The organism is Neobacillus vireti, assembly GCF_001026695.1.
Taxonomy (GTDB): domain Bacteria; phylum Bacillota; class Bacilli; order Bacillales; family Cytobacillaceae; genus Neobacillus; species Neobacillus vireti.
This window is the reverse complement of record NZ_LDNB01000003.1, coordinates 38,073-51,098: the sequence shown is the minus strand read 5'-3', so window position 1 is coordinate 51,098 and position 13,026 is coordinate 38,073. Positions and strand designations below refer to the sequence as shown.

Genomic DNA, 13,026 nt, shown 5'->3' with positions numbered 1-13,026 from the left:
TCGAAAGGGAGGTAGGCCCCTTGCTGGACGTTAATAATTTTGAGTATATGAAAATTGGTCTTGCTTCACCGGATAAGATCCGCTCGTGGTCATTCGGAGAGGTTAAAAAGCCAGAAACCATTAACTATCGTACTTTAAAGCCTGAAAAGGACGGTCTATTCTGCGAAAGAATATTCGGCCCAACAAAGGACTGGGAATGTCATTGTGGCAAATACAAGCGTGTCCGCTATAAAGGCGTCGTTTGTGACCGCTGTGGAGTGGAAGTAACCCGTGCAAAGGTTCGTCGTGAACGAATGGGTCATATTGAGCTTGCTGCACCTGTTTCACATATTTGGTATTTCAAAGGAATTCCAAGCCGAATGGGACTAGTATTAGACATGTCACCACGGGCATTGGAGGAAATCATTTACTTCGCTTCTTATGTAGTGACAGAATCCGGTGATACCGCCCTTGATAAGAAGCAACTTCTATCTGAAAAAGAATATCGCGCGTATCGTGACAAGTACGGAAACAAGTTCCAAGCAGCCATGGGCGCTGAAGCGATTAAAAAGCTTCTTGCTGATATCGATTTAAACAAAGAAGTTGACTTTTTAAAAGAAGAATTAAAAACCGCTCAAGGTCAGCGTCGTACACGTGCAATTAAACGTCTTGAAGTTCTAGAAGCGTTCCGTGGATCAGGAAATGAGCCAGATTGGATGGTTCTTGATGTACTTCCAGTCATTCCGCCAGAACTTCGTCCAATGGTTCAATTGGATGGCGGAAGATTCGCGACTTCTGACTTAAACGACCTTTATCGCCGTGTTATTAACCGTAACAACCGTTTAAAGCGTTTATTAGATCTTGGTGCACCGAGCATTATCGTTCAAAACGAAAAGCGGATGCTTCAAGAGGCTGTTGATGCATTGATTGATAATGGCCGCCGCGGCCGCCCTGTCACAGGTCCTGGTAACCGTCCATTAAAGTCACTTTCCCATATGCTAAAAGGAAAGCAAGGACGTTTCCGTCAAAACTTGCTTGGAAAACGGGTTGACTATTCAGGTCGTTCCGTTATTGTTGTTGGACCTAACTTGAAAATGTATCAATGTGGTCTTCCAAAAGAAATGGCGCTTGAACTGTTTAAGCCATTTGTGATGAAGGAGCTTGTTGAGAAAGGCTTAGCGCACAACATCAAATCAGCAAAACGTAAAATTGAACGAGTTTCACCAGATGTTTGGGATGTACTCGAAGATGTCATCAGAGAGCATCCGGTTCTATTAAACCGTGCCCCAACATTGCATAGATTAGGAATCCAGGCATTTGAGCCAACCCTTGTTGAAGGACGGGCAATCCGTCTTCATCCACTTGTATGTACTGCATATAATGCGGACTTCGATGGTGACCAAATGGCTGTTCACGTACCGCTATCATCTGAAGCGCAAGCGGAAGCACGCCTGTTAATGCTGGCTGCGCAAAACATCTTGAACCCTAAAGATGGTAAACCTGTTGTTACTCCTTCACAGGACATGGTATTAGGTAACTATTACTTAACCTTAGAGCGTGAAGGCGCAATTGGTGAGGGTATGATTTTTAAAGATACAAGCGAGGCAATCCTTGCATATCAAAATGGTTATGTTCACTTCCATACTCGAGTAGCTGTTCATGCTGGCTCATTGGGAAATGAAACATTTACAGAAGAACAAAACAATAAGCTGTTAATTACTACGGTTGGTAAGCTTATTTTTAATGAAATTCTGCCGAAGTCATTCCCGTATATCAATGAACCAACAAGAAATAATCTAGAGGTTGAAACACCTCAGAAGTATTTTGTTGAAAAAGGGGAAGACATTAGGGCGAAAATTATTCAAATGCCTTTGGTTGATCCATTCAAAAAGAAAATCCTTGGAAATATCATTGCAGAAGTATTCAAGCGTTTCAAAATTACTGAAACGTCAAAAATGCTTGACCGCATGAAGGATTTAGGATTCAAACATTCGACAAAAGCTGGTATTACCGTAGGGGTAGCAGATATTGTCGTTCTTGGTGAAAAGGAACAAATTCTCCATGATGCCCAAGCAAAAGTTGATAATGTGACTAAGCAATTCAGACGTGGTCTAATTACTGAAGACGAACGGTATGATCGTGTTATCGCTATCTGGAGCCAAGCAAAAGATGTTATTCAAGGCAAGCTGATGAAGTCCTTGAATAAAACGAATCCGATCTTTATGATGAGTGATTCCGGCGCCCGTGGTAATGCTTCCAACTTTACACAGCTTGCTGGTATGCGTGGTCTGATGGCCAACCCGGCTGGACGAATCATTGAGTTACCGATTAAATCAAGTTTCCGTGAAGGATTAACGGTATTAGAGTACTTTATCTCTACACACGGTGCGCGTAAAGGTCTTGCTGATACAGCCCTTAAAACGGCTGACTCTGGATACTTAACACGCCGTCTTGTAGATGTTGCTCAAGATGTCATTGTGCGTGAAGATGATTGCGGAACTGATCGTGGCTTCTTAATTAGTGCCTTAAAAGACGGTACTGAAATAATCGAAGGATTGGACGAACGTCTAATTGGCCGATATGCAAGAAATGCTATCAAGCATCCTGAGACAAAAGAAGTCCTTGTTCCGGAAAACGGCTTGATTACTGAAGATTTAGCTGAAATCATTGTTGGTGCGGGTGTAGAAGAGGTTAAAATCCGATCTGCATTTACATGTAATACCCGTCATGGTGTATGTAAAAAGTGTTATGGCCGTAACTTGGCAACTGGTCAAGAGGTGGAGGTTGGTGAAGCAGTTGGTATTATTGCTGCTCAATCCATCGGTGAGCCAGGTACACAGTTAACAATGCGTACTTTCCATACTGGTGGTGTAGCAGGAGACGATATTACCCAAGGTTTACCGCGTATCCAAGAAATTTTTGAAGCACGTAACCCGAAAGGTCAAGCGGTTATTTCAGAAATTGATGGGATAGTCGTTGGCATAAATGAGGGGCGTGATCGTCAGCATGAAATCGTTGTTCAAGGTGAGGTCGAATCACGCACTTATCATGCGCCATATACAGCGCGCTTAAAGGTAGCAGTCAATGATCCGATTGAACGCGGCCAAGAGTTAACGGAAGGTTCAATAGATCCGAAAGAACTGATCAAAGTGAAAGACGTTAGGTCGGTTCAAGAATACCTATTGCGTGAAGTACAAAAGGTTTACCGCATGCAAGGGGTTGAAATTGGCGATAAGCACGTGGAAGTTATGGTTCGTCAAATGCTCCGTAAAGTTCGTGTGAGTGATGCGGGAGAAACGGATGTTCTTCCAGGCACCCTTCTTGATATTCATCAGTTTAGGGATGCGAATGAAAAAGCACTCTTAAGCGGGAAATTACCAGCGACAGGACGTCCAGTCTTACTTGGAATCACGAAAGCTTCCCTTGAAACAGATTCATTCTTGTCTGCCGCATCGTTCCAAGAAACAACAAGAGTTCTTACTGATGCAGCTATTAAAGGCAAGCGCGATGAACTACTCGGCTTAAAAGAGAATGTTATCATCGGGAAACTTGTTCCAGCTGGAACTGGCATGCAGCGTTACCGTAAAGCTGAGCCGGTACTAAGAGATACAACTTCCGAAGAAACAGTGACAATTGACTAATTAAAGCTCACGGTACCTGCGATTAAAAGCAGGTACCGTATTTTAAGGAAGTCTATTGGTATTGATGATTTCTTTGTATAAAAAAGTAAAACACGTGTTGACATCCATTTGCGAAGATGTTACTATATCAAAGGTGCTCCTATTCACCTGATACTTTGGAGGATATGCTTTATGTCTTATGAAAAAGTATTACAGGCACAAAGAATCGTTATAGGAACAAAACAAACAGTGAAGGCACTTAAAGAGGGACTTGTAAAAGAGATGGTAGTTGCTAATGACGCTGACACTAGCGTGACAGCGAAGATTATCGGTGAAGCTCTTGGATCGGATGTTCCCGTCCTCTATGTAGACTCCAAGAAAAAACTTGGGAAAGCATGTGGGATTGAAGTGGGTGCTGCAGCAGTTGCAATTATCCGTTAAAAACTGTTTTTGTAGATAGAGAAGTCTGCAAAAACTTTGTTTTTGCCAAAAAATGAACCACCTGGATGTGTGGGCTTACAAATAATGAAGGGAGGAAACAAATCATGCCTACTATTAACCAACTAGTGCGCAAGCCTCGTCAATCAGTGGCGGAGAAGTCAAAATCTCCTGCGCTTAATAAAGGTTATAACAGCTTTAAGAAATCACAAACAAATGTATCTTCACCACAAAAACGCGGAGTATGTACTCGTGTTGGTACTATGACTCCAAAGAAACCGAACTCAGCGTTACGTAAATATGCTCGTGTACGTTTGACAAACGGTATCGAGGTGACTGCATACATTCCTGGTATCGGCCACAACCTTCAAGAGCACAGTGTTGTTCTTATCCGTGGAGGACGTGTAAAAGACTTACCAGGGGTACGTTATCATATCGTCCGTGGCGCTCTTGATACAGCTGGTGTAAACAACCGTATGCAAGGCCGCTCAAAATATGGTACTAAGAGACCAAAAGCAGCGAAAAAATAATCACTTTAAATAGAAGCTTCTTTGAAAGGAGGAAAATACATGCCACGTAAAGGTCCTGTAGCAAAAAGAGACGTTTTACCAGATCCGCTATATAATTCAAAATTAGTTACTCGTCTAATCAATAAAATGATGATCGACGGTAAAAGAGGTAAATCTCAAGAAATTCTTTACTCTGCATTCAATACAATCCGTGAACGTTCTGGTAAAGAGCCAATGGAAATATTTGAAGCAGCAATGAAAAACATCATGCCTGTTCTTGAAGTAAGAGCTCGCCGTGTAGGTGGTGCAAACTATCAAGTTCCAGTTGAGGTGCGCCCTGACCGCCGTACTACTCTTGGTCTTCGCTGGTTAGTGAACTATTCACGTAATCGTGGAGAAAAGACGATGGAAGAGCGTTTAGCTAATGAAATCATGGATGCAGCTAACAACACTGGTGCAGCCGTTAAAAAGCGTGAAGATACACACAAAATGGCAGAAGCAAACAAAGCGTTTGCACACTATCGTTGGTAATTTAACCTTATAACTTTTAAACTAGGAAGGAGAAAGACCCAATGGCAAGAGAGTTCTCCTTAGCAAACACTCGTAATATCGGTATCATGGCTCACATTGATGCTGGTAAAACGACGACCACTGAGCGTGTTCTTTATTACACTGGTAAGATTCATAAAATCGGTGAAACACACGAAGGCGCTTCTCAGATGGACTGGATGGAGCAGGAACAAGAACGTGGAATCACAATCACTTCCGCAGCAACAACTGCACAATGGAAAGGTCACCGTGTAAATATCATCGACACACCAGGACACGTAGACTTCACAGTTGAAGTAGAGCGTTCATTGCGTGTGCTTGATGGTGCGGTTGCTGTCCTTGATGCACAATCAGGTGTTGAGCCACAAACTGAAACAGTTTGGCGCCAAGCGACAACTTACGGTGTACCACGTGTAGTATTCGTTAATAAGATGGACAAAATCGGAGCAGACTTCTTATATTCTGTAGGAACAATCCATGACCGTCTTCAAGCGAATGCACATCCGATTCAGTTACCAATTGGTGCTGAAGACCAATTCTCAGGAATCATTGACCTTGTGGAAATGAATGCTGTATTTTATGGTAACGACTTAGGTACTGATATTGAAGTTGGTGAGATTCCGGAAGAACACCGCGAACTCGCTGAAGAATATCGTGAGAAATTAGTCGAAGCTGTAGCAGAACTTGATGAAGAGTTAATGGAGAAATACCTTGGTGGTGAAGAAATCACTAAAGAAGAGCTAAAAGCTGGCATTCGTAAAGGTACCGTTAATGTTGAATTCTATCCTGTAATCTGTGGTTCAGCATTCAAAAACAAAGGTGTTCAGCTAATGTTGGATGCTGTTATCGATTACCTTCCATCTCCATTAGACGTACCTGCAATCAAAGGTCATGCACCTGATGAAGAAGAAGTAGTCATAGAACGTCATTCTAGCGATGAAGAGCCATTCTCAGCTCTTGCATTTAAAGTTATGACTGACCCTTATGTTGGGAAATTAACGTTCTTCCGTGTTTATTCCGGAATGTTAGAGTCTGGCTCATATGTTCAGAACTCTACTAAAGGAAAGCGCGAGCGCGTTGGACGTATCCTGCAAATGCACGCAAACAGCCGTCAAGAAATCTCAAAGGTTTATGCCGGTGACATTGCTGCAGCTGTAGGTCTGAAAGATACAACTACTGGTGATACTCTATGTGATGACAAAAACCTTGTAATCCTTGAGTCTATGCAATTCCCTGAGCCAGTAATTCAACTTTCAGTAGAACCAAAATCTAAAGCAGACCAAGACAAGATGACTACAGCGCTGCAAAAACTTCAAGAAGAAGACCCAACATTCCGTGCACACACTGACCAGGAAACTGGACAGGTTATCATTGCCGGTATGGGAGAGCTTCACCTTGATATTTTAGTTGACCGTATGCGTCGTGAATTTAAGGTTGAGGCTAACGTAGGTGCACCACAAGTTGCCTATCGTGAAACTTTCCGCGGTTCTGCACAAGTTGAAGGTAAATTCGCACGTCAATCTGGTGGTCGTGGACAATACGGACACGTTTGGATTGAATTCGGACCGAATGATGAAGGTAAAGGCTTCGAGTTTGTTAACGGTATTGTTGGTGGTGTCGTTCCTCGTGAATACATCCCTGCTGTTCAAGCTGGACTTGAAGATGCTCTTGATCGTGGTGTTCTTGCTGGATATCCATTAGTTGATATTAAAGCAAGATTGTTCGATGGATCATACCATGATGTTGACTCCTCAGAAATGGCATTTAAGATTGCCGCTTCAATGGCACTTAAGAATGCTGCTTCTAAGTGTAATCCTGTAATTCTTGAACCGATGATGAGGGTTGAGGTTACAATTCCTGAAGAATATTTAGGGGATATCATGGGACAAATCACTGCTCGCCGTGGCCGTGTTGAAGGTATGGACGCTCGTGGTAACGCACAAGTTGTTCGTGCAATGGTTCCACTTTCAGAAATGTTTGGTTATGCAACTGCACTTCGTTCAAGTACACAAGGTCGTGGAGTATTCTCTATGCACTTTGATCACTATGAAGAAGTACCAAAATCAATTTCTGAAGAAATCATCAAAAAAAATAAAGGTGAGTAATTGATTTTCACCTTTCTTTAAAGTATAACTACTATTGTAAGCATGGGAGCTGATAAGTTGGGACAACCATCTGCAGCTTCCATAAAAAATATACTTAACTTTTATATTAAGAGGAGGATTTTCTAATGGGAAAAGCTAAATTCGACCGTTCTAAGCCACACGTTAACATTGGTACAATTGGACACGTTGACCATGGTAAAACAACTTTAACAGCTGCAATCACTTCTGTACTTGCTAAATCTGGTAAAGCAGAAGCACGCGGATATGATCAAATCGACGGTGCTCCAGAAGAAAAAGAGCGTGGAATCACAATTTCCACTTCACACGTTGAGTACGAAACTGATAACCGTCACTACGCACACGTAGACTGCCCAGGACACGCTGACTATGTTAAAAATATGATCACTGGTGCTGCACAAATGGACGGCGGTATCCTAGTAGTGTCTGCTACTGACGGCCCAATGCCACAAACTCGTGAACACATCCTTCTTTCTCGTCAAGTAGGTGTTCCATACCTTGTTGTATTCATGAACAAGTGTGACATGGTTGACGACGAAGAACTTCTTGAATTAGTAGAAATGGAAATTCGTGATCTATTATCAGAATACGACTTCCCTGGCGATGACACTCCAGTTATCAAAGGTTCTGCTCTTAAAGCATTAGAAGGCGAAGCTGCATGGGAAGAAAAAGTTATCGAACTTATGGCTGCTGTTGACGAATTCATTCCAACACCAACTCGTGACACTGACAAACCATTCATGATGCCAGTTGAGGATGTATTCTCAATCACTGGTCGTGGAACAGTTGCTACAGGACGTGTTGAGCGTGGTGTAGTTAAAGTTGGTGACGTAGTTGAAATCGTTGGTTTCACTGAAGAGCCAAAATCTACTACTGTAACAGGTGTAGAAATGTTCCGTAAGCTTCTTGATTTTGCAGAAGCTGGTGACAACATCGGTGCCCTTCTTCGTGGTGTAGCACGTGAAGAAATCGAGCGTGGCCAAGTATTGGCTAAGCCGAAATCAATCACTCCACACACAAAGTTCAAAGCACAAGTTTACGTTTTATCTAAAGAAGAAGGTGGACGTCATACTCCATTCTTCTCAAACTATCGTCCACAATTCTATTTCCGTACTTCTGATATTACTGGTATTTGTAATCTTCCAGAAGGCGTAGAAATGGTTATGCCTGGCGATCACATTGAAATGACTGTTGAACTTATCGCTCCAGTTGCTATCGAAGAAGGAACTAAGTTCTCTATTCGTGAAGGCGGACGTACAGTAGGTTCAGGTTCAATCACAACTATCCAAGAGTAATCACAATATAGAAAAAGCAGATGGGTGACGATCCATCTGCTTTTTTGTTTTTTAAAAACAAAAACTGAGTTCCTTCTATATATAATGTTCCATCATAACTACTAATACATAATTAGGAGATTATTGGAGATATCCAAAAGCTATTGAAAAAAATAAAGCGAGTCTATATAATAGGAAAAGTGTTCAGCAAAGAAGCCTAAAAAAAATCGTGATAATTGTTGCGTTTGCTTTATGTTTTATGTATAATAGACAATGTTGGTCTTTGACTGCGATGATGTGAAAGGTTGCTGACACACCCGGCCGCTTTGCCATGGCGAGTGTGTGGGAAATTTTCACTGAGAATGTCTATTTTTAAAATAGGCGAATAAAGGAGGGAAAATAATGGCAAAACAAAAAATTCGTATCCGCTTAAAAGCATATGATCACAGAATCCTTGATCAATCTGCAGAAAAAATCGTAGAAACAGCAAAACGTTCAGGTGCGGCAGTATCAGGTCCAATTCCGCTTCCAACTGAAAAGTCTGTGTACACGATCCTTCGTGCGGTTCATAAGTACAAAGATTCTCGTGAACAATTCGAAATGCGGACACATAAGCGTCTAATCGACATCGTTAACCCAACTCCACAAACAGTTGATGCGTTAATGCGTTTAGATTTACCATCTGGTGTTGATATCGAAATTAAGCTTTAATCACAATAAAAGACAAATTATTCAGGAGGTGTGACTTAAATGACCAAAGGAATCTTAGGAAGAAAGATTGGTATGACTCAAGTGTTTGCAGAAAACGGCAACTTAATTCCTGTAACTGTAGTTGAGGTAGCTCCAAACGTAGTCCTTCAAAAGAAATCAGTTGATAGCGATGGATACACTGCTGTTCAAGTTGGTTTTGAAGACAAACGTGAAAAGTTATCTAACAAACCAGAAAAGGGCCATGTTGCGAAAGCAAATACTGCTCCTAAGCGCTTCATTCGCGAATTCCGCGGAGACGACTTAGCAGCATATGAAGTTGGTCAAGAAGTCAAAGTTGATATTTTCGCTGCAGGCGATATCGTAGATGTAACAGGAATCTCAAAGGGTAAAGGATTCCAAGGTGTTATTAAACGCCACGGACAATCCCGCGGCCCAATGGCTCACGGTTCACGTTATCATCGTCGCCCTGGTTCAATGGGACCTGTTGCTCCAAACCGCGTATTCAAAGGTAAACTTTTACCAGGACGTATGGGTGGAGACCAAGTTACTGTTCAAAACCTTGAAATTGTAAAGGTTGATGCTGAGCGTAACTTACTTTTAATCAAAGGTAACGTTCCAGGAGCTAAAAAAGCATTACTTAAAATTAAAGGTGCGGTAAAAGCATAATTACCTTTTAAGAAAGGAGGAACAAAGGAATGCCGAAAGTAGCATTATTAAACCAAAGCGGATCACAAGTTGGTGATATCGAGCTTAATGAATCTGTTTTTGGGATTGAGCCTAACCAACACGTATTATTCGATGCAATTGTTATGCAACGTGCTTCATTACGTCAAGGAACTCATAAAACTAAAATTCGTTCTGAAGTACGCGGCGGTGGTCGTAAACCATGGCGTCAAAAAGGAACTGGCCGTGCACGTCAAGGGTCAATTCGTTCTCCACAATGGCGCGGAGGTGGTACTGTATTCGGTCCAACACCACGCAGCTACAGCTATAAATTACCGAAAAAGGTTCGTCGCTTAGCGATTAAATCTGCATTATCTTCTAAAGTATTAGAAGAAAACATTTTGGTACTTGAAAGCCTAGCATTCGATGCACCAAAAACAAAAGAATTCAAAACAGTATTAGGTGGCCTTTCTGTTGAGAAAAAGGCACTTATCGTTACTGCTGACCTAGACGAAAACGTAGCATTATCTGCTCGTAACATTCCTGGTGTAACAGTTGTAACAGCTGACGGAATCAACGTATTAGACGTTGTCAATCATGATAAATTAATCATGACTAAAGCAGCGGTTGAAAAAGTAGAGGAGGTGCTTGCATAATGGATGCACGCGATATCATTAAGCGCCCCGTTATTACTGAGCGTTCTACTGACCTAATGGCTGAAAAGAAATATACGTTTGAAGTAGATGTTAGAGCTAACAAAACACAAGTTAAAGATGCTGTTGAAGTAATCTTTGGTGTTGATGTTGAGAAGGTTAACATCATGAACTATAAAGGGAAATTCAAGCGTATGGGTAAATTCGGCGGATACACAAACAAACGCCGTAAAGCAATTGTAAAATTAACTGCTGATAGCAAAGAAATTGAATTCTTTGAAGCATAAGAACCTAACAAGAAGAGGAGGGAAATAAAATGGCGATTAAAAAGTACAAACCTACCTCCAATGGTCGTCGCGGAATGACTACTTCTGATTTTGCTGAAATCACAACTAGTACTCCAGAGAAATCTCTTTTAGCACCGCTAACAAGAAAAGGCGGCCGTAATAACCAAGGTAAGTTAACTGTTCGTCATCAAGGTGGCGGTCACAAGCGTCAATATCGTTTAATCGATTTTAAACGTAACAAAGATGGCATTCCAGGACGCGTTGCCACTATCGAGTACGATCCAAACAGATCTGCAAATATTGCATTAATCAATTACGTGGATGGAGAAAAGCGTTATATCTTAGCTCCGAAGAACCTAGTAGTTGGTATGGAAGTAATGTCAGGCCCTGAGGCTGATATTAAAGTGGGTAACTCCCTTCCATTAGTAAATATCCCAGTTGGTACAGTAGTACACAACATCGAATTAAAGCCAGGAAAAGGCGGCCAGTTAGTTCGTTCTGCTGGAACAAGCGCACAAGTACTTGGTAAAGAAGGTAAATACGTATTAGTACGTTTAACTTCTGGTGAAGTTCGTATGATTCTCGCTGAATGCCGTGCATCTATCGGTCAAGTTGGAAACGAACAACATGAACTTATTAAAATTGGTAAAGCAGGACGTTCACGTTGGTTAGGCAAGCGCCCGACTGTTCGTGGATCTGTTATGAACCCTAACGATCACCCACACGGTGGTGGTGAAGGACGTTCACCAATCGGACGTAAGTCACCAATGTCTCCATGGGGCAAACCAACTCTTGGATACAAAACTCGTAAGAAGAAGAATAAATCTGATAAATTTATTGTTCGTCGTCGTAAAAAATAACGGGACTCAACTACGGTTCAAGGATAGAGCCGTAGAACAGTCACGAAGGGAGGTTCCTTCATGGGTCGCAGCTTAAAAAAAGGACCATTTGTTGATGATCATTTAATGGTTAAAGTCGAAAAGTTAAATGAAACGGATGGCAAACAAGTGATAAAAACTTGGTCACGCCGTTCAACGATTTTCCCACAATTTATCGGCCACACAATCGCAGTTTATGATGGTCGTAAACATGTGCCTGTATATGTAACTGAAGACATGGTAGGACACAAGCTTGGAGAATTCGCTCCAACACGTGCTTACAAAGGCCATGGTAATGATGACAAGAAAACAAGACGTTAAGAGAGGAGGGCATCCAAATGCAAGCTAAAGCTGTTGCAAGAACAGTTCGTATTGCTCCTCGTAAAGCACGTTTAGTCGTTGATTTAATCCGAGGTAAGCAAGTTGGTGAAGCGGTGGCGATTTTAAATCTCACTCCTAAGGCTGCTTCTCCAATCGTGGAAAAAGTATTAAAATCAGCTATGGCAAATGCCGAGCACAACTATGAAATGGACGTAAACAATCTAGTTGTTGAGCAAGCATTTGTTGACGAAGGACCAACCTTAAAACGTTTCCGTCCTCGAGCTATGGGCCGTGCAAGCCAAATTAACAAACGCACAAGCCACATCACAATCGTATTATCAGAAAAGAAGGAGGGATAAGCTGTGGGTCAAAAAGTAAATCCTGTCGGTTTGCGTATTGGAATCATTCGTGATTGGGAATCTAAGTGGTACGCAGGCAAAGACTTCGCTACTCTTTTACACGAAGACCTTAAAATTCGTGAATACATCACGAAGCGTTTAAAAGATGCTTCTGTTTCTAAAGTAGAAATCGAACGTGCTGCAAACCGTGTGAACGTAACAGTCCATACAGCTAAGCCTGGTATGGTTATCGGTAAAGGCGGTACGGAAGTGGAAGCACTTCGTAAAGCATTAAACTCATTAACTGGCAAACGAGTTCATATCAACATTCTTGAAATCAAGAGAGCTGACGTTGATGCGAAATTAGTTGCTGAAAATATTGCTCGTCAATTAGAAAATCGTGTATCTTTCCGTCGTGCACAAAAGCAAGTAATTCAACGTGCTATGCGTGCGGGTGCGAAAGGTATTAAAACACAAGTATCTGGTCGTCTTGGCGGTGCTGATATTGCACGTGCTGAACACTACAGCGAAGGAACAGTTCCACTTCATACACTTCGCGCAGATATCGACTATGCTACAGCTGAAGCTGATACTACTTATGGTAAGTTAGGCGTAAAAGTATGGATCTATAAGGGCGAAGTCCTTCCTACTAAGAAGAAAAATGCGGAAGGAGGCAAATAATT

14 protein-coding genes are annotated in these 13,026 nt (G+C 41.9%); all 14 read left to right on the top strand.

Going from position 1 to position 13,026, the window contains the following annotated elements:
- Window positions 1-20 precede the first annotated feature (20 nt).
- The 14 genes from rpoC to rpsC all read left to right on the top strand — a co-directional run bounded on the left by rpoC (window position 21) and on the right by rpsC (window position 13,024).
- A complete protein-coding gene (gene rpoC / locus AA980_RS05660) occupies window positions 21-3,620 on the top strand; it encodes a DNA-directed RNA polymerase subunit beta' (RefSeq protein WP_024027913.1) in 3,600 nt (1,199 codons plus the stop codon).
- Window positions 3,621-3,791: 171 nt separating this feature from the next.
- Window positions 3,792-4,040, top strand: coding sequence for a 50S ribosomal protein L7ae-like protein (locus AA980_RS05655; RefSeq protein ID WP_024027912.1), 249 nt, complete (start codon window positions 3,792-3,794; stop codon window positions 4,038-4,040).
- 104 nt (window positions 4,041-4,144) lie between these two features.
- Window positions 4,145-4,567 carry a 30S ribosomal protein S12 gene (gene rpsL / locus AA980_RS05650; RefSeq protein ID WP_024027911.1) on the top strand — a complete coding sequence of 141 codons (423 nt, stop codon included), beginning with the start codon at window positions 4,145-4,147 and terminating at the stop codon, window positions 4,565-4,567.
- A 39-nt stretch (window positions 4,568-4,606) separates the two neighbouring features.
- Window positions 4,607-5,077 (top strand): 30S ribosomal protein S7, encoded by a 471-nt coding sequence (rpsG, locus tag AA980_RS05645; RefSeq protein ID WP_024027910.1) that lies wholly within the window; start codon window positions 4,607-4,609, stop codon window positions 5,075-5,077.
- A 41-nt stretch (window positions 5,078-5,118) separates the two neighbouring features.
- Window positions 5,119-7,200 carry an elongation factor G gene (gene fusA / locus AA980_RS05640; RefSeq protein ID WP_024027909.1) on the top strand — a complete coding sequence of 694 codons (2,082 nt, stop codon included), beginning with the start codon at window positions 5,119-5,121 and terminating at the stop codon, window positions 7,198-7,200.
- Window positions 7,201-7,325: 125 nt separating this feature from the next.
- Window positions 7,326-8,513, top strand: coding sequence for an elongation factor Tu (gene tuf, locus AA980_RS05635; protein WP_024027908.1), 1,188 nt, complete (start codon window positions 7,326-7,328; stop codon window positions 8,511-8,513).
- A gap of 381 nt (window positions 8,514-8,894) precedes the next feature.
- Window positions 8,895-9,203 carry a 30S ribosomal protein S10 gene (gene rpsJ, locus AA980_RS05630; RefSeq protein WP_007085291.1) on the top strand — a complete coding sequence of 103 codons (309 nt, stop codon included), beginning with the start codon at window positions 8,895-8,897 and terminating at the stop codon, window positions 9,201-9,203.
- A 39-nt stretch (window positions 9,204-9,242) separates the two neighbouring features.
- On the top strand, window positions 9,243-9,869 hold the full coding sequence (rplC, locus tag AA980_RS05625; RefSeq protein WP_024027907.1) for a 50S ribosomal protein L3: 627 nt from the start codon (window positions 9,243-9,245) through the stop codon (window positions 9,867-9,869).
- A 29-nt stretch (window positions 9,870-9,898) separates the two neighbouring features.
- Window positions 9,899-10,522: a 50S ribosomal protein L4 gene (rplD, locus tag AA980_RS05620; protein ID WP_024027906.1), complete on the top strand. Its 624-nt coding sequence runs from the start codon at window positions 9,899-9,901 to the stop codon at window positions 10,520-10,522.
- A complete protein-coding gene (gene rplW / locus AA980_RS05615; RefSeq protein WP_024027905.1) occupies window positions 10,522-10,806 on the top strand; it encodes a 50S ribosomal protein L23 in 285 nt (94 codons plus the stop codon). The genes rplD and rplW overlap by 1 nt, the downstream gene beginning before the upstream one ends.
- A gap of 29 nt (window positions 10,807-10,835) precedes the next feature.
- Window positions 10,836-11,666, top strand: coding sequence for a 50S ribosomal protein L2 (gene rplB, locus AA980_RS05610; protein ID WP_024027904.1), 831 nt, complete (start codon window positions 10,836-10,838; stop codon window positions 11,664-11,666).
- A gap of 60 nt (window positions 11,667-11,726) precedes the next feature.
- A complete protein-coding gene (gene rpsS / locus AA980_RS05605) occupies window positions 11,727-12,005 on the top strand; it encodes a 30S ribosomal protein S19 (protein WP_024027903.1) in 279 nt (92 codons plus the stop codon).
- 17 nt (window positions 12,006-12,022) lie between these two features.
- Window positions 12,023-12,364, top strand: a complete 342-nt coding sequence (gene rplV / locus AA980_RS05600) for a 50S ribosomal protein L22 (protein ID WP_024027902.1) — start codon at window positions 12,023-12,025, stop codon at window positions 12,362-12,364.
- Between the two features lie 3 nt (window positions 12,365-12,367).
- Entirely contained in the window at window positions 12,368-13,024 is a 657-nt protein-coding gene (rpsC, locus tag AA980_RS05595) for a 30S ribosomal protein S3 (RefSeq protein WP_024027901.1), read from the top strand.
- Window positions 13,025-13,026 lie beyond the last annotated feature (2 nt).

Bases quoted from the DNA above. Each gene is read 5' to 3' on its own strand.
- rpsJ (WP_007085291.1), top strand. From the start codon at position 8,895: ATGGCAAAACAAAAAATTCGTATCCGCTTAAAAGCATATGATCACAGA.
- AA980_RS05655 (WP_024027912.1), top strand. From the start codon at position 3,792: ATGTCTTATGAAAAAGTATTACAGGCACAAAGAATCGTTATAGGAACA.
- rpsL (WP_024027911.1), top strand. From the start codon at position 4,145: ATGCCTACTATTAACCAACTAGTGCGCAAGCCTCGTCAATCAGTGGCG.
- rpsS (WP_024027903.1), top strand. From the start codon at position 11,727: ATGGGTCGCAGCTTAAAAAAAGGACCATTTGTTGATGATCATTTAATG.
- rplB (WP_024027904.1), top strand. From the start codon at position 10,836: ATGGCGATTAAAAAGTACAAACCTACCTCCAATGGTCGTCGCGGAATG.
- fusA (WP_024027909.1), top strand. From the start codon at position 5,119: ATGGCAAGAGAGTTCTCCTTAGCAAACACTCGTAATATCGGTATCATG.
- rplW (WP_024027905.1), top strand. From the start codon at position 10,522: ATGGATGCACGCGATATCATTAAGCGCCCCGTTATTACTGAGCGTTCT.
- rplD (WP_024027906.1), top strand. From the start codon at position 9,899: ATGCCGAAAGTAGCATTATTAAACCAAAGCGGATCACAAGTTGGTGAT.
- rplV (WP_024027902.1), top strand. From the start codon at position 12,023: ATGCAAGCTAAAGCTGTTGCAAGAACAGTTCGTATTGCTCCTCGTAAA.
- rplC (WP_024027907.1), top strand. From the start codon at position 9,243: ATGACCAAAGGAATCTTAGGAAGAAAGATTGGTATGACTCAAGTGTTT.
- tuf (WP_024027908.1), top strand. From the start codon at position 7,326: ATGGGAAAAGCTAAATTCGACCGTTCTAAGCCACACGTTAACATTGGT.
- rpsG (WP_024027910.1), top strand. From the start codon at position 4,607: ATGCCACGTAAAGGTCCTGTAGCAAAAAGAGACGTTTTACCAGATCCG.